Origin of the sequence: Haloechinothrix salitolerans (genome assembly GCF_042662605.1) — a bacterium.
Classification (GTDB): Bacteria; Actinomycetota; Actinomycetes; order Mycobacteriales; family Pseudonocardiaceae; genus Haloechinothrix_A; species Haloechinothrix_A salitolerans.
Genome location: NZ_JBHSXX010000001.1, coordinates 6,200,428 through 6,216,705 on the forward strand (window position 1 = coordinate 6,200,428; position 16,278 = coordinate 6,216,705).

Annotated in this window: 15 protein-coding genes; 4 read left to right on the forward strand and 11 right to left on the reverse strand. The window is 68.3% G+C overall.

Annotation, left to right across the window (positions count from 1 at the left end; all coding sequences use genetic code 11):
- Nucleotides 1–166: 166 nt before the first annotated feature.
- Complete coding sequence (locus tag ACFQGD_RS29625) at nt 167–1,552, forward strand: PspC domain-containing protein (protein ID WP_345404174.1); 1,386 nt, start codon at nt 167–169, stop codon at nt 1,550–1,552.
- Nucleotides 1,545–1,748, forward strand: a complete 204-nt coding sequence (locus ACFQGD_RS29630) for a hypothetical protein (protein WP_345404171.1) — start codon at nt 1,545–1,547, stop codon at nt 1,746–1,748. The genes ACFQGD_RS29625 and ACFQGD_RS29630 overlap by 8 nt, the downstream gene beginning before the upstream one ends.
- On the opposite strand, the gene guaA is transcribed toward ACFQGD_RS29630, so the two are convergent.
- From guaA to guaB, 4 genes are all read right to left on the reverse strand, one after another.
- Nucleotides 1,749–3,305 (reverse strand): glutamine-hydrolyzing GMP synthase, encoded by a 1,557-nt coding sequence (gene guaA / locus ACFQGD_RS29635; protein WP_345404168.1) that lies wholly within the window; start codon nt 3,303–3,305, stop codon nt 1,749–1,751.
- 242 nt (nt 3,306–3,547) lie between these two features.
- Nucleotides 3,548–5,263 carry a GMC family oxidoreductase gene (locus ACFQGD_RS29640; protein WP_345404165.1) on the reverse strand — a complete coding sequence of 572 codons (1,716 nt, stop codon included), beginning with the start codon at nt 5,261–5,263 and terminating at the stop codon, nt 3,548–3,550.
- Nucleotides 5,264–5,319: 56 nt separating this feature from the next.
- A complete protein-coding gene (locus ACFQGD_RS29645) occupies nt 5,320–6,456 on the reverse strand; it encodes a GuaB3 family IMP dehydrogenase-related protein (protein WP_345404162.1) in 1,137 nt (378 codons plus the stop codon).
- A gap of 53 nt (nt 6,457–6,509) precedes the next feature.
- Nucleotides 6,510–8,045, reverse strand: coding sequence for an IMP dehydrogenase (gene guaB, locus ACFQGD_RS29650; RefSeq protein ID WP_345404159.1), 1,536 nt, complete (start codon nt 8,043–8,045; stop codon nt 6,510–6,512).
- A gap of 172 nt (nt 8,046–8,217) precedes the next feature.
- Here guaB and ACFQGD_RS29655 point away from each other — a divergent pair, with 172 nt between their 5' ends.
- A complete protein-coding gene (locus ACFQGD_RS29655; protein ID WP_390183590.1) occupies nt 8,218–8,604 on the forward strand; it encodes a DUF5319 domain-containing protein in 387 nt (128 codons plus the stop codon).
- Nucleotides 8,605–8,614: 10 nt separating this feature from the next.
- On the opposite strand, the gene ACFQGD_RS29660 is transcribed toward ACFQGD_RS29655, so the two are convergent.
- From ACFQGD_RS29660 to ACFQGD_RS29680, 5 genes are all read right to left on the reverse strand, one after another.
- The gene (locus ACFQGD_RS29660) at nt 8,615–9,526 is read right to left on the reverse strand and encodes an anti-sigma-D factor RsdA (protein ID WP_345404153.1); all 912 of its coding nucleotides are present in this window, start codon (nt 9,524–9,526) and stop codon (nt 8,615–8,617) included.
- A complete protein-coding gene (locus ACFQGD_RS29665; RefSeq protein WP_345404150.1) occupies nt 9,527–10,099 on the reverse strand; it encodes a sigma-70 family RNA polymerase sigma factor in 573 nt (190 codons plus the stop codon).
- 184 nt (nt 10,100–10,283) lie between these two features.
- Nucleotides 10,284–10,880, reverse strand: coding sequence for a response regulator transcription factor (locus ACFQGD_RS29670; RefSeq protein ID WP_345404147.1), 597 nt, complete (start codon nt 10,878–10,880; stop codon nt 10,284–10,286).
- A gap of 146 nt (nt 10,881–11,026) precedes the next feature.
- Entirely contained in the window at nt 11,027–11,932 is a 906-nt protein-coding gene (locus tag ACFQGD_RS29675) for a hypothetical protein (protein WP_345404144.1), read from the reverse strand.
- Nucleotides 11,933–11,951: 19 nt separating this feature from the next.
- Nucleotides 11,952–13,157 (reverse strand): MerR family transcriptional regulator, encoded by a 1,206-nt coding sequence (locus tag ACFQGD_RS29680; protein WP_345404141.1) that lies wholly within the window; start codon nt 13,155–13,157, stop codon nt 11,952–11,954.
- 231 nt (nt 13,158–13,388) lie between these two features.
- Here ACFQGD_RS29680 and ACFQGD_RS29685 point away from each other — a divergent pair, with 231 nt between their 5' ends.
- Entirely contained in the window at nt 13,389–13,691 is a 303-nt protein-coding gene (locus ACFQGD_RS29685; protein ID WP_345404138.1) for a WhiB family transcriptional regulator, read from the forward strand.
- Nucleotides 13,692–13,810: 119 nt separating this feature from the next.
- Here the strand turns inward: ACFQGD_RS29685 and groL are convergent, their stop codons facing one another.
- Together groL and groES are read right to left on the reverse strand one after the other, a co-directional pair.
- Nucleotides 13,811–15,409: a chaperonin GroEL gene (gene groL / locus ACFQGD_RS29690; RefSeq protein ID WP_345404135.1), complete on the reverse strand. Its 1,599-nt coding sequence runs from the start codon at nt 15,407–15,409 to the stop codon at nt 13,811–13,813.
- Between the two features lie 143 nt (nt 15,410–15,552).
- Nucleotides 15,553–15,846, reverse strand: coding sequence for a co-chaperone GroES (gene groES, locus ACFQGD_RS29695; protein WP_345404132.1), 294 nt, complete (start codon nt 15,844–15,846; stop codon nt 15,553–15,555).
- Nucleotides 15,847–16,278 lie beyond the last annotated feature (432 nt).

Here is a 16,278-nt window from a genome sequence, read left to right on the forward strand (position 1 = left end):
TCGCACGCCATGGCGCCGGAGCGGGTGATCCCGCCGCGCGTCGTCCTGCACGTGGTTCATGCTCACACGTCCGGGCTGCGCTGCGCATCAGGGAACGACCCTGAGCGCGGAAATCAGGGTTGCTCCCGGATGTGTGGTACCCGGTCAACGGCGCAAGATTATGGCCATGACCCCACCAGCAGGCAACCGGCCATCGGCGCGGGAGAGCGTCGAGGAGACGGCCAAGGATTTCTGGTCCACCCGACCACGGCGTCCTCGGCGCGGCAGGAAGATCGCGGGCGTCGCGGCGGGCATCGGCAACCGGTACGGCATCGACCCCGTGCTCGTGCGCGTTGGTTTCGTCGTCGCGACGATCGTCGGCGGCTTCGGCATCCTGTGCTACTTGCTCGGCTGGTTGTTCCTGCCCGAGGAGGGCGACGAGGTCTCCGGCGCGGAGGCGCTGCTCGGCAAGGGCCGGAGTGCCATGTCGTCCGGGCTGGCCATCGTGCTCGGCCTGATCCTGATCCCGGTCACGGCGGGCACGCTCAGCGGCAGTTGGCTTGATGGTGGCGGGTTCGTGCTGTTCCTGTTGTTCCTGGTCGGGCTCTACACGCTGCACCACAAGCGGGGCGACACACACCGGCCCATGCCGACGTCGTACGCGGCGGGTCCGGCGACGTTCACCGCCCGCGCGACGGACGGGGACGCCGGTGACGCCAGCGCCACCGCGACCAAAGACACCGTCGCGTCCGCGGTCACCCCGGGGGCGACCGCCACCGCGTCCGGCCCCAGCTACGGCGACATCCGCACCACCGGCGCACCCGACGTCAACGGACCGAGCGGCTGGGATCCGCTTGGCGCGGCGCCACTCGGGTGGGATCTGCCCGGCCCGGACGCGGCACCGCAACCCCCACAACCGGCGGCCCCCACAGTGCCGATGGCACGCCCCCGACCGAGGTCACGGATCAGCTATGTCGCGGCGGGACTGGCGCTGCTCACCGCGAGCGTCGGGCTTACCCTGGGTGTTTCCGGCGTCGAGTGGTTCACCGCGGCTCACGTCATCGGCCTCACCCTCGGCGTGCTCGGCCTCGGTATGGTCGCCGCGTCGTTCGCGGGTACCGGTCGCGGCCTGGTGCTGCTCGCCCTGCCGCTAGCGGCGGCTGGCGTAGCCCTGACCGCGATCCCGTTCGACCGGCTCCCAGGCGGTGGGATCGGCGAGGTCGACGAGACCCCGAGGTCGCTGGACCAACTCGAGCCGGTCTACCAGCGCACCATGGGCTCGATCCACCTCGACTTGACCCAACTCGACGACGTCGACACCACCGAAGAGCCGATCACTACAACCATCGACGTCGGCATGGGCGAGGCCGTCGTACGAGTGCCCGCCGACGCGGACGTGACCTTCACCTGCGACGCCCACATCGGTGAGGTCAACTGCCTCGACGAACGCAGCGAAGGCATGGGCATGGCCCCGGTGTCCGGCGAGTCGTTCGGTGAGGACGGCGAAGGTGGGCAGCGGATCAACCTCGACGTCTCCAGCATGATGGGATCGGTGGTGATCGAGCGTGGCTGACACAAGCGACCACAGCACCCGCCGCGTCGACCTGTTCGCACTGATCAGCGGCGTCGTGACGCTGCTCGTCGCGGGCTACGTGCTCAGCGACGGCGCGTCATGGCTACCCGACATCGACCTGCGCTGGCTGCTGGCAGGCGCGGCTGCCGCCATTGGGGTCTCGCTGCTGGCCAGCTCACTCGGCCGCGATCGGTGATCACTCCCACTCGATGGTGCCCGGTGGCTTGGAGGTCACGTCCAGCGTGACCCGATTGACGTCGGCGACCTCGTTGGTGATGCGAGTGGAGATTCGTTCGAGGACGTCGTAGGGCAGCCGAGTCCAGTCGGCGGTCATGGCGTCCTCGCTGGATACCGGCCGCAGCACGACGGGGTGGCCGTAGGTGCGTCCGTCGCCCTGCACACCGACGCTGCGGACGTCCGCGAGCAACACGACGGGGCACTGCCAAATGTCGCGGTCCAGCCCGGCGGCGGTCAACTCCTCGCGGGCGATGGCGTCCGCCGCGCGGAGCGTGTCCAGCCGGTCCGCCGTGACCTCGCCAATGATTCGGATGCCAAGTCCGGGACCAGGGAACGGCTGGCGGTGCACGATCGTCTCCGGCAAGCCCAGTTCCAGCCCGACACGGCGCACCTCGTCCTTGAACAGCAGCCGCAACGGCTCGACCAGGTCAAACGCCAGGTCCCCCGGTAGCCCGCCGACGTTGTGGTGGCTCTTGATGTTGGACGTCCCCGAGCCGCCGCCAGACTCGACGACGTCCGGGTAGAGCGTGCCCTGCACGAGAAACCGGTAGTCGCCTTGCGCCTTGAGGTCCCGCTCGGCCTGCTCGAAGACCCGGATGAACTCGCGGCCGATGATCTTGCGCTTCTCCTCGGGGTCACTGACGCCCTTGAGCGCGTCGAGGAAGCGTTGGCGGGCATCGACGGTGACGAGGTTGACGCCGGTCGCGGCGACGAAGTCCCGCTCCACCTGCGCCCGCTCGCCAGCGCGCAGCAGGCCGTGGTCGACGAACACGCAGGTCAGCCGGTCACCGATGGCGCGCTGCACTAGCGCGGCAGCCACTGCGGAGTCCACCCCGCCGGACAGCCCGCAGATCGCGCGGCCATCGCCAACCTGCTCGCGGATCTTCGCGACCTGGTCGTCGACGATCGACGTCGTCGTCCATTGCGGTCGGATGCCCGCGATGTCGTGCAGGAACCGGCGCAGCACCTCCTGGCCGTGCGGGGAGTGCGCGACCTCGGGGTGGTACTGCACGCCCGCGAAACGACGTTCGACGTCCTCGAAGCCAGCGACGTCCGCGCCCGGCGACGACGCCGTGACCGTCGCGCCCTCGGGGGCCTTGGTGACGCCGTCGTTGTGGCTCATCCACACGGGGTGGTGCACGGGCAGCCCGCCGTGCAGCACGCCGCCGTCTCCGGCGATGGTCAACTCGGTGCGGCCGAACTCGCGACCACCAGTGTTCTCCACCGTACCGCCGAGCGCGTTGGCCATGAGCTGAAAGCCGTAGCACATGCCGAACACCGGCACGCCCGCGTCGAACAGCGCGGGGTCGATGCCGGGCGCGCCTTCTTCGTAGACGCTGGACGGGCCGCCGGAGAGCACGATCGCGGCGGGATCCCTGACGAGAATGTCGTCAACGCTGGCGGTGTGCGGGACGACCTCGGAGTACACCTGCGCCTCGCGCACCCTGCGCGCGATGAGCTGGGCGTACTGCGCGCCGAAGTCGACGACGAGAACGGGACCTGTCGGACTGGCCACCAGCGAACCTCCTGCGTACACGGCCTGGCCCCATCATCCCAGGCGACGGCCGCCACACCGGGGGCGGGGCACGGCAGGCTCCGGCGCGCTCTCGACGTCCAGTCACGCCGCCTGGTGCGTCTCGGCTCGCAGCGGGTGGATCTTGAGCATCTTTGGCTGTTCGGACGACTGCCGTGTGTCATGAGATGTCGGACGACCAGAAACGCTCAAGATCCGCCCGCAAGGTTGGCCGTCAGCGCCCCTCAGCGCACCTCGGCGATGGGTAGCCGCAGCGCGCCAGGCGCGTCGGCGGGTACCGCGGGTGACACGGGCGCGACCGGAGCGATCCGCCGGTAGCCGTCGGACTGCTCGGGGCGCGGGTCCGTCTCGCCCTTGTTTGGCCAGAACGACATCGCCCGCTCGGCCTGCGCGGTAATCGTCAACGACGGGTTCACGCCCAGGTTCGCGGTGATCGCCGCGCCGTCCACGACGGACACACCCGGATAGTTGAACACCCGGTGATACGGGTCGATCACACCGTCCTGCTCGCTGTCCCCGATCGCGCACCCCCCGATGAAGTGCGCGGTCAGCGGGATATTGAACAGTTCGCTCCAGGTGCTGCCCGCCATGCCGTCGATGTACTTCGCGGCGAGTTGGTTGGCGTCGTAGCCGGACTTGATGAACGTCGGGTTCGGCACGCCGTGGCCCTGCTTTGACGTGTACTTGCGTCGCCCGAACAGGCCCTTCTTCGTGTACGTCGTGATCGAGTTGTCGAGCGACTGCATCACGAGCAGGATCATCGTCCGCTCGCTCCAGCGGTACGTGCGCAGGAGCTTCGCGGTGGTGATCGGATTGCGCGCCAGGAAGCTGAAGAACTGCCGCAGCCGCGATGTCTCCTGCGTGGCGTCCGTGGCCAGCGTCTGCAGCAGGCCCATGGCGTTGCTGCCCTTGCCGTAGCGCACCGGCTCGATGTGGGTGATCTCATCCGGGTGGATGGACGACGTGATCGCGACACCCTTGCTGAAGTCGCGCTCGGGATCCACCGTGATCCGCGACGACCCGATGATCGCCTCGGAGTTGGTCCTGGTCAGCACGCCGAGCTTGTCGGAAAGCTTCGGCAGCGTGCCGGTGTCGCGCATCTTGTGTAGGAGGTTCTGTGTGCCCCATGTGCCCGCCGCGAGCACGACCTTGCCCGCGGTGAGGGTGTGCCGGAACCGCTTGGAGTGCCTGCCAGTCTTGCGGATGTCGACCTCGTAGGAGCCGTCGCCGCGCGGGCGTAGCGCGGTCACCGTCGTCATCGGGATGACCTTCGCGCCGTTCTTCTCCGCCAGGTACAGGTAGTTCTTGACCAGCGTGTTCTTCGCGTTGTGGCGGCAGCCGGTCATGCAGCTGCCGCACTCGATACAGCCGGTGCGCTCCGGGCCCTCGCCGCCGAAGTACGGGTCGGACGCTGTCTTGCCCTTCTCACCGAAGTACACACCGACCGGCGTCGGGTGGTAGCTGTCCGCGATGCCCATGTCCGCCGCGACCTTGCGCATGACCTCGTCGTGCGGGGTGTCGAGCGGGCAGGTGACCACGCCGAGCATCCGACTCGCCTGGTCGTAGTGCGGTGCGAGCTCGTCCTCCCAGTCCGTGATGTGTGACCACTGCTTGTCCTGGTAGAACGGCCTGAGCGGCCGGTAAAGCGTGTTCGCGTACACCAGCGAGCCACCGCCGACGCCGGAGCCAGCCAGGATCATGCAGTCCTTGAGCATGTGGATCCGCTGGATGCCGTAGCAGCCCAGCTCGGGCGCCCACAGGAACTTGCGGAGATCCCAGGACGTCGTGGCGAACTCGTCGTCGGTGAACCTGCGCCCCGCCTCGATCACGGCTACCCGGTAGCCCTTCTCGGTCAGCCGGAGCGCGGCGACACTGCCGCCGAATCCAGAGCCGACGATGATGACGTCGTAGTCAGGCTCGTTCGTGTTACGCGCAGTCACACCGGTCAGGATAACCCGCTTGGCGCAGTCCTGACCAGAGGTAAGTTACTGGCGGGTCAGCGACGGACGTTCAGGTCGACCTTCTGGAACTCCTTGAGGTCGGAGTAGCCGGTTTTCGCCATAGCTCGGCGTAGCGCGCCGAACAGGTTCACGGTGCCGTCGGCGTCGGACGACGGGCCGTAGAGCAACGTCTTGAGGTCGACCTCGTGGTCCGGACCAGCGGCGACCCGCGAACGCGGCAGCGAGGGGTGCGCGGCGGCCGACGTCCAGTACAGCCCCTGGCCAGGGGCTTCGGCGGCGGCGGCGAGCGGCGCGCCGAGCATCACGGCGTCCGCGCCGCAGGCGACGGCCTTGGCGATGTCGCCACTGCACGCCACCCCGCCGTCGGCGAGGACGTGCACGTACCGGCCACCGGTCTCGTCGAGATAGTCGCGGCGCGCGGCAGCGGCGTCGATGATCGCGGTGGCCATCGGCACGCCGATGCCAAGCACCCTGTCGGTGGTGGTGACGCCGGGCGAGTAGCCGTGCCCGACGATCACGCCGGCCGCGCCGGTGCGCATCAGGTGCATCGCGGTGCGGTAGTCGCTCACGCCACCGGCGACGACCGGCACGTCCAGCTCGGAGATGAACTCCTTCAGATTGAGCGGCTGCTCGCCGTCCTTCGACACGTGCTCGGCGGAGACGATCGTGCCCTGCACGACCAGCACCTCGACACCCGCCGCGAGCAGGTCCGGCGTCAACTCGGCCGCGTGCTGCGGGCTCACCCGCACCGCGACCGTCACGCCGGCCTCGCGCACCTTCTTGATCGCTTCCGCGATGAGGTCCATGCGCAACGGCGCGGCGTGCAGCGTCTGCAACCGGCGCACGATCGCGTCGGTGTCGTCGATGTCGTCGGCCGCCGCGATGACCGAGTCGAGTGCCTCCTCGACGTTGCTGTGCCGCGCCCACAGGCCCTCGGCGTTCAGCACGCCAAGCCCGCCAAGCTCTCCGATGGAGATCGCGGTGTCCGGCGACACGATCGCGTCGGTTGGATGCGTCACCAGCGGCAGGTCGAAACGGTAGGCGTCGATCTGCCACGCGGTCGACACGATCTTGGATGACCGCGTGCGCCGCGACGTGACGATCTCGATGTCATCGAGGTCATAGGCACGGCGCGCGGTGCGCCCCATGCCGATCTCAACCATGTCCCGCACGTGAGAATCCCTTCGCTTGCTGACCCGCGCAGCCTAACCGTTCGCCGCGTCGCTCAGCGTGCGGTGTAGTTGGGTGCCTCGACGGTCATCGTGATGTCGTGCGGGTGGCTCTCCTTGAGCCCGGCCGCCGTGATCCGCACCAGCTGCGCGTCCTGCAGCTCGGCGATGTTTCGCGCTCCGGTGTAGCCCATCGCCGACCGCAACCCGCCGACCAGCTGGTGCACCACGGTAGCCAGCGGCCCTCGGTACGGAGTGCGTCCCTCGATCCCTTCAGGCACCAGCTTGTCCTCGGAGAGGACGTCGTCCTGCGCGTAGCGGTCCTTGGAGTACGACTTGCCGCCGTCGCGCGACTGCATCGCGCCGAGCGAACCCATGCCCCGGTACGTCTTGAACTGCTTGCCGTTGACCAGCACCAGGTCGCCAGGGGCCTCGGCGGTGCCAGCGAGCAGGCTGCCCAGCATCACCGTGGACGCGCCCGCGGCGATGGCCTTGGCGATGTCGCCGGAGTACTGGATGCCGCCGTCGCCGATGACCGGCACGCCAGCGGGGCGGCAGGCCCGCGCGACCTCGTAGATCGCGGTGATTTGCGGCACACCAACCCCGGCCACGACCCGTGTTGTGCAGATCGAGCCCGGTCCCACGCCCACCTTGATGCCGTCCGCGCCCGCCTCGACCAGCGCCTCGGCGCCCGCCTTGGTCGCGACGTTGCCGCCGACGATGTCCACCGACGTCCCCAGCTCATGCTTCAGCGCCGTGACGGTCTCGATGACGTCGCGGGAGTGCCCGTGCGCCGTGTCGACCATGATGACGTCGACCCCGGCGTCAGCCAGCGCCATCGCGCGCTTGCGTCCGCTCTCCCCGACGCCGACAGCGGCCGCGCACAGCAGCCTGCCGTCGGTGTCCTTGGTGGCGTTCGGGTACTGCTCGGTCTTGACGAAGTCCTTCACGGTGATCAGGCCGCGCAGCTTGCCGGCGCCGTCGACGATCGGCAGCTTCTCCACCTTGTGCCTGCGCAGCAGGCCGAGCGCTACATCGGCCGACACGCCAACCTGCGCGGTGACCAGCGGCTGCTTCGTCATGACCTCGCTGACCGGGCGGGAGTGGTCGGCCTCGAACCGCATATCCCGGTTGGTGATGATGCCGACAAGCGAACCGTCGGCGTCGGTAACCGGCACCCCGGAGATCCGGTACCGCGCGCACAGCGCGTCGACCTCGGACAGCGTGTCCTCCGGCGAGCAGGTGATCGGGTCGGTCACCATGCCCGCCTCGGAGCGCTTGACGACCTCGACCTGGGACGCCTGATCCTCGATGGCGAGGTTGCGCTGCAATACGCCGATGCCGCCCTGCCGTGCCATCGCGATCGCCATCCGCGACTCGGTCACCGTGTCCATCGCGGCGGAGACGAGCGGCACCCGCAGCGAGACGTTGCGCGTCAGCTTGGCTCCGGTGTCCACCGCGCTGGGCACCACATCCGTCTCCGCGGGAAGCAGCAGGACGTCGTCGAAGGTCAGGCCGAGCGAGGCGAACTTGCTCGGCAGGAACGCATCGCTCGTCGCCATGCTGTGGTGGGCGTCCGACTCGCTGGTCATCGGGTAACTGGACCTTCCTTGCCGCCTGGCCTCTGCGCTGCCTGTGGTGGATGAACGATGAGCGACTCGGCAGCATTCCAGTGTCAGCGGCGCGACACCGGAATGCGACCTATGCCTCCTGAACCGATGGTATCTGGACACCGTGTCGGCATGAGGCGGTACCGTGCGACTCGTGACCAACGAGGAGTTGCCACCAGACCCGTTCGCGGACGATCCGCACGATCCCGCGAAGGACCTCGACGAGCTGCCAGAGGAACCCGGCGAGCCGATCACCGAGTCGGAGCGTGCGGAATTGCTCGCTGACCTCGCCGACCTGGCGTTCTACCAGAAGCTCCTGGAACCGCGCGGCGTGCGCGGCATTGTCGTCGACTGCTCGGACTGTGAGGAACCCCACTATCACGACTGGCACTTGCTGCGCGCGAGCTTGGAACAGTTGCTCGGCGACGGCAAGATGCGCCCGCACGAACCAGCGTTCGCGCCCAACCCGATGGACTACGTGAGCTGGGAGTACTGCCGGGGCTTCGCCGACGGCATCAGGGCCAACGAGACCGCGCGCTAGCCGAGGAAGGTCAGCCGACCGGCTCGGACTGCGACTCGACCTCCGAGCCGGAGTCCGACGTGCTGCCGTCGTCGGACTGCGCCGACGTGTTGTCGCTCGTCGACGTGCCGCTCGTCGTCGTGCTGGACGGCGACTCGCTCGTAGCCGGCTCCTCGCTGGGGGAACTGCTCGGCGACGTCGACTCGCTGCCCTCCGGCGGCGGCTTGATCAGCGGTGGCTCCGACGTCGACGACGGCGATGGGGACGTCGAGGACGACGAGGACGGACTCTCGGTCGTCGTTGTCGGCTCATCGTCATCGTCGGCCGGCGTGCCGTCGTTCTCCCTGAGCTGCGTCATCAGCTCCCGATGCTCCCGGCTCAGCCCGTCGTGATTCTCCTCGTCACGGACCGACTCCAGGGACACCCTCGCCTTGTTCAGCGCATCACGCGCCGTATCGAGCTCACCATCGCTGATCGCGTCGCGTGCCCGCTTGAACTCCGCTTTGACCTCGAACGACGCCTCGACGGAATCCGCCTTGTCCGCGTAGAGCACCTGGGTCAGACCCCACAAGGTGTCGCCAGGCATCGCTTCGCGAGCGGCGACGCTGGCGCCACCGAACGCGATGACAAGGACCGATGCCGCGGCGGCGACGGGCACGAGCAGCCTGCGCCTGCGTTCGCGGCGCTCGGTCTTCTGATTCGCGGTAGCGGCCTGGATCGTGGTGACCGCCGTGTCGACGCTCACGAGCTCCGGCATCGGCTCGCCGTCGACCTCCCTGCTCCACGAAAGCAGGAGGGCGTTGAGCTCCGCCTCGCCGAGTTCGTCGGCCAGTTTCGGATCAGCACCGCCGAGCGCGTCTAGCAGCGCGTCGTCCGCCCTTACCTGGGACAGATCGACGTCCAGCTGGTCATGCTCGTCGTCGCGGCCGTAGCTCGTCGACACTCAGACCACCTCCTCAGCGGCCAGCGCCTTCCGCAGCCGCGCCAGCGCACGATGCTGGGCGACCCGGACCGCGCCGGGCGTCGAACCAACCGCCTCGGCGGCCTCCTCGGCGGAAAGCCCGACAACGACGCGCAACACCACGATCTCGCGCTGCTTCTCGGGCAGGATCCGTAGCAGTCGTGACATCCGCTCGTTCAGCTCACCTTGCAGGGCGTGCTGCTCAGGCCCGATGCCATTCTCGACCTCATCGGGTACTTCCGGAACCGGCTCCGACCGGTTCCGCGCGGCCGATCTGTGCGCGTCAGCGACCTTGTGCTGCGCGATCCCGTAGACGAATGCCAGGAAGGGGCGCCCCTGATCCCGGTACGTGGGCAACGCCGTGAGCACCGCGAGACACACCTCCTGTGCGACGTCGTCCGCCGACGCGAACGATCGCTCCTGCCTGCCGACACGAGCGCGGCAATACCGCACTACCAGCGGACGGATAGCAGCGAGCAGCCGCTCGACCGCGTGAGGTTCGCCCTCAACGGCGGCGGCGACTGACTCATCTAGTCCGTCCCCCATATTGGCCATCGCAGACAACGGTTCTGGTGTTACTCCTAGGCGGACAAAGAGTACAGCGCGCGACCGTTCGGCGGTCACTCGCGCCGGTGACCACCGTACCTGGCCACGACGGCGAGCGAACGTGACCCCAGCCAAAACAAGGGGCCCCGCCTTGTCGGCGAGACCCCTTGGTGACCAGTCGAACGAACGCGGGTTACGACACGAGCCCGCGACGGAAGCCGTGAGCGACGGCCTGCGCACGATCGCGCACACCGAGCTTCCGGAACAACCGACGCGCGTGCGTCTTCACCGTGTCCTCGGAGAGATACAGCTCACGTCCTATCTGACCATTGCTTTTGCCCTGGCTCATGCCGCGAAGCACCTGCAGCTCCCGCTCGGTGAGCTGCACGCCGGGGTCGGAGGGTTGCCGTTGCGACGGCACCGAGGTGCTCGCCAGCGTGTGCGCGAGTGCGGCGACCAGCTCGGGACGCGACGCGTCCCACCGCAGATAGCCCCTCGCGCCGCCGGCGATCGCGGCAGCGATGCTCCCGGCATCGTCAGGCGCACCGAACACGATCACGTTCGCCTGTGGGTTCGCTGAGACGAGTCGCCGGGTCGCTTCGACCCCGGTTGGCACGGCGCGCTGGGTACCGACCAGCACGACGTCGACCGGCTGCCGCGAGAACCGGGAGAGCAACTCGTCACCGTGTGCTACGCAGTCAATGCGACTGACGCCCGGCACGGCGGACATCACTCGGGTGAGCCCTTCGCGCACACTGCGTCGGTCGTCGCAGATCAAGACCGTCGTCACGGGGTTTCCTTCCTGCAGCCGGGTGACGTTCCATAACCCCTATCGGACGCTGAGAGCCCAACCTTGACACGATCCGGTGGCCTTTTTTGAAGATCTTCGCCCATATGTCTGCACGAGGGGCCAGTTAGACGTGTTTACCAGGGTTTTCAGCCGACCTTGGGTACCCATGGCGATGCGATCGCCAGGCTCCTGCCCAGCGGGTCGGCCCGCTGTAACAGTGCGTGCACGATGCCGCTGGCTTCCCGCCGCAGCTCGCGTGCGGCGGCAGCGTCTTCGATGCCGGTAGCGTCCGCAAGGAGCAGCGCTGCGGGCCATGTTAGCGGATACAAGCCGAGTTTCCGGGTGTCGTCGCGCACTCGCCCCGCGAGAACGATCACTCCCGCTGTGTCCCGCGTGACACCCACCGCTCCCAACGCCGCCGCGAGCACGAGGTCCGACTTCAGCACGTGTCTGCTCGCGCCACGCTCCCTTGCGATGGCCGCCGCCCGCTCAGCGTGCGGACACGCCGCGACCGCGGCGCCGGCCGCGAGCTCGACCTCCGCCGATACCCAGGCGTGCCGGACTCTCGTACGCCAGCAGGACGGGTTCGCGGCGGCCACCCTGGCCAACAACGTCCGCGCCTCTCGTTGGCGACCGAGCGCGAGGGCGTCCGCGGCCAGACCAAGCAGCGCGTCGGCGACGGCGCCCGCGACGTCGATGCCATCGGGATCGCCCGCGCCCACGACGGCACCCGACCCGGCAGCACCAGGTCGCGCCCGCAGCGCGGCCGCGTCGAGCGTCCGTGCGTTCGCGTGCCCGCCGAGCTGCCTGCGATGGGAGGCAAGGGTGCTCGCCGCCAGCGAGGCGAGCACGCCATCCCGGCAGGTGAGCAGCGGTTCCAGCAGGGCGGCTGCCCGCGCGTACTGTCCCCGCGCACCGAGCACGACGGCGGCGAGCCAGCGAGGCAATGGCTCGTCAGCTTCGCCTATCTCCGCTTCGGCCAATACGGCATCGGGCACGCCGGTGTCGGCACCGAACGCGGCGGCCCGCAGTCGGGACTCGATGTCGGTCACCGGACCAGTATGAGATCGCCTACGGCGCGCCGGGCAGCACGTACGAGACGCGCTCGACCGCGGCAGGCAGCCCGCCGAGCAGTTCCACGGTGGCAGGTAGCCGCGCGCCGTCCCAGCCTGGCCCGCACGCGAACAATCTGCTGCGTTGCTTTCCTCCCGTCAGCCGTGTGAACAGCACGGGGTCGATCGAACCTTGGCGCTGCGCCCACAACACCACGGCGGCCGGAATGGTGCGCCGCACCGTCGCGACAAGGACGTCCACTGGGAGCGACACGCTGTAGACAAGGGTGTCGACGCGCTTGCTCGCGAGGGCCGCGGCTAGAACATGTACCGGGAGGCCGGCGCGTTCCGGACTGGGGCACGCCAGCAGTACCGGATGGTGGTTGCGGGGTCGCTCCACGAACGGGGCCGCCCTCGTGAACGCGCCGAGCGCCAGTTCGGTGAGCAGATAGCGCGCTTCCTTGCTCGACCGCCCGCCCCGCCAGCCGGCACGGAGCGCGGACAGCACCGGCCGCACCACGTGTTCCCACGCGAGCAGCGCCCCGTGGGTCCCGATCGCCTCGGCGAGCACCTGCTGCACCATGCGGACGTCGAGGGCGATCGTCGCCGCGCTGAGCCTGCGGGCGAGCCGAGTGTGCCCAACGTCGTCTCGCACGTGATACCCGGCGTAGGACGGTTCATGACGACCTGTCTGCTGCGTGGGCACGGCACCCGCCAGCTCAAGCGAGGGGTCATCGAACGATGTGGGCTCGGTATTCGCGACACCGGCGTCGCTGTCGAGGGCGTACCGCGCCGCTTCCGCCGTGGACGCGCCAGACAGGAGCGCCCGCTGCATTACCTCTAGCCGGGCGATATCGCGCGGCGAGTAGCGGCGATGCTTGCCGTTGGTGTGGCGACTCGGGCCGAGGCCGTAGCGCCGGTCCCACGTCCGCAGTGTCGCCGGTGCGACACCGAGCCTCCGCGCGACCGCGGCGACCGGCAACGTCGGTTCGGCCGACATCGGCGCGGTGTGGTTATCCCCAGCTTTGTCCCCATCCGAAGGGTTATCCACAACGCTGTCCACAGCGGGGGTGTCGATACCGGATAAACCCCCGGCCGATCGCGCCTTCTCGGCCGCGGGCTCGGTGTTCCGTTCCCGCTTCTGGGAGGTTCCGGCTCGCACATCACCAAATATCCCGGCGGTGTCGGAGACCAGCAACCGGAACCCCACCCACATGGACAACATGAATCAATTACGGAAATCGCGATCCCGATTTGACAACTCGTTCCCGATGCCAAGTCGATCTACGATTTCCTCACTCAAGCAGGGGATATCTAATGAATGAATCCACCGAGGACTCTTGAACAAGTATTGGCGCGGTTCTAACGTTACGGCCGTTGCACCAAATGGAGCAATCCACTCGTCGTCGAGCAGGTACAACGAACACCCACCGGCAACTGGTGAAGGCGGAAACCCATGGCAGACACGCGACGGCTTCCCGGCCCCAACGCGGACGTGTGGGACTGGCAACTGGAGGGCTCCTGCCGGGGGCTGGATAGCGCATTCTTCTTCCATCCCGACGGGGAACGAGGCCCGGCACGGGCACGGCGCGAGGCGAAAGCGAAAGCGATTTGCCAGACCTGTCCCGTACTTCGGCTGTGCCGCGCACACGCCCTCAAGGTGCACGAGCCCTACGGAATCTGGGGCGGACTCTCCGAATCGGAACGCGAGGCGATCATCAAGGCGAGCAAGCGGCAGCTCGCGCTCACCCCGACCTGACCCGCCACCCGCCGAACACGGCTCACGGCCCCCAACCGGCATGACGCAGACGTCGGGGCGGCCCTCCCCGCTGTGGGAAGGGCCGCCCCGATGTGTGAGTGACGACGTTCGTCGCGGACTCAGGCCGCGTCTTCGTCCTCATCCTCCTCGGGTGCCTCGACGACGGAGGAGTTCGTCGTGAGCACCATCCTGGCGATCGACGCGGCGTTGCCCACCGCGGAGCGAGTGACCTTCACCGGGTCGACGATGCCCGCGCTCGCCAGGTCGGTGATCTCGCCGGTGGCGGCGTTGAAGCCGTGGCCCCACTCCTGATCGGCGACCTTGGACACGACGACAGGGCCCTCGAATCCGGCGTTGTTCGCGATCCACAGCAGTGGCGCGCTGAGCGCCTCCCGCACGATCTGCACACCAGTCGCGGCGTCGCCCTCAAGGCCGAGGTTGTCCTCAAGCGACTTGACAGCGTGCACCAGCGCCGACCCGCCACCGGGCACGATGCCCTCCTCGACGGCGGCCTTGGTGGACGCGACGGCGTCCTCGATGCGGTGCTTGCGCTCCGCGAGCTCGGTCTCGGTCGCGGCACCGACCTTGATCACCGCGACGCCGCCGGACAGCTTCGCCAGCCGCTCCTGCAGCTTCTCGCGGTCCCAGTCGGAGTCGGAGGTCTCGATCTCTGCCTTGATCTGGGCGATCCTGGCCTTGCGGTCCTCCTCGGAGCCGCCGCCATCGACCAGGGTCGTCTCGTCCTTGGTGATGACCGCGCGGCGCACCGTGCCGAGCGCCTCGAGGCCGACCTCGGACAACTTGCGGCCCAGCTCCGGCGTGATGACCTCCGCGCCGGTGACGACCGCGAGGTCGTCAAGGAACGCCTTGCGGCGGTCACCGAAGTACGGGGCCTTCACCGCGACAACGGACAGGGTCTTGCGCATCGAGTTGACGACGAGGGTGGACAGCGGCTCGCCCTCGACGTCCTCCGCGATGATCAGCAGCGGCTTCTTGGACTCGACGACCTTCTCCAGCAGCGGCAGCAGGTCGGGCAGCGAGGAGATCTTCTCGCGGTGCAGCAGCACCAGCGCGTTCTCCAGGGTGGCCCGCTGCTGCTCCTGCTCGGTCGCGAAGTGCGCGGACAGGAAGCCCTTGTCGAACTGGACACCCTCGGTGATGACCAGCTCGGTGGCCATCGTCGAGGACTCCTCGACGGTGATGACGCCGTCCTCGCCGACCTTCTCGACAGCCTCGCCGAGCAGCGAGCCGATGTTCGAGTCACGCGAGGTCACGGTGCCGACCTGCGCGATGGCCTCCCGGCCCTTGACCGGCGTCGCCTTCTCCTTGAGGACGTCGACGACCTTGGTGGCCGCCGCGTCGATCCCCTGGCCGAGCGCGGCGGGGTTGGCGCCCGCCGCCACGTTCTTGAGGCCCCTGCTGACCAGCGACTGCGCCAGCACGGTCGCCGTCGTGGTGCCGTCACCGGCGACGTCGTTGGTCTTGGTCGCCACGCTCTTGGCCAGCTGTGCGCCAAGATCTTCGAATGAGTCGTCCAGTTCGAGGTCGCGCGCCACCGTCACGCCGTCGAGGGTGACCGTCGGCCCGCCGAACTTCTTGCCGAGGACGACGTGCCTGCCGCGCGGCCCGAGCGTCACCTTGACCGCGTCGGCCAGCTTGTTGACGCCACGCTCGAGGGACTTGCGCGCCTCGTCGTCAAAGTTGATCTGTTTAGGCATGGTCTTCGCCTAGGTACCTTTCGTATCGTGTGGGCACGCTGCAAAGGCCGATGCCCCGGCCCCGGCGATGCGGGGTCCGGGGCATCGGTATGTCGTGCATCGCCACCGTGCGGGTGCCTCGGCCCCACACTCGGCATGGGTCGTCAGTTGACGACGGCCAGCACGTCACGAGCGGACAGGATCAAGTACTCCTCACCGTTGTACTTGACCTCGGTGCCGCCGAACTTCGAGTAGATGACGACATCGCCTTCCTTGACATCCAGCGGGATGCGGTTGCCCTTGTCGTCGATACGTCCCGGGCCTACGGCCAGGACCTTGCCCTCCTGGGGCTTTTCTTTCGCGGTGTCGGGGATGACGAGGCCGGAAGCCGTCGTCTCCTCGGCCTCGCTCGTCTGGACAACGAGCTTGTCCTCGAGCGGTTTGATGTTCACGCTCACCGGGTTGACCTCCACGGTCGCATAAGCGTCGGATCGGATAAGGGATTACGACTCCCACCCCCGTCGTCGCGGGTGCCGGGCGTGTTCATCGCATGCGCTTAGCACTCTAGCTAGGCGAGTGCTAGCCGTGCAACTAGGGTTGTGTCCGATCGGCTGAAATCCCTTCTTCGCAGGGCTCGCGGGCGGGGCCAGGATTCGGCCTTCCGCCGTCCGTCGCGCGCGTGCCCCAGGCTTGCCCGCCGCAGCGCGGACGCCGCCGCCCACGCCCTGACCACGTCAAGTGCGCCCGGCAGTGCGCCGCCAAGGGGTCCACTCCACCGGCGACGCCGTCCTGCGTGGCGGACCGTCGTGCGGTGAAAGACGCCTTCGGAGTGGGCATCAAGCGTTCATTCCGCTGTCACTCGATCAAGACCATTCCGCTCACCACGGGCG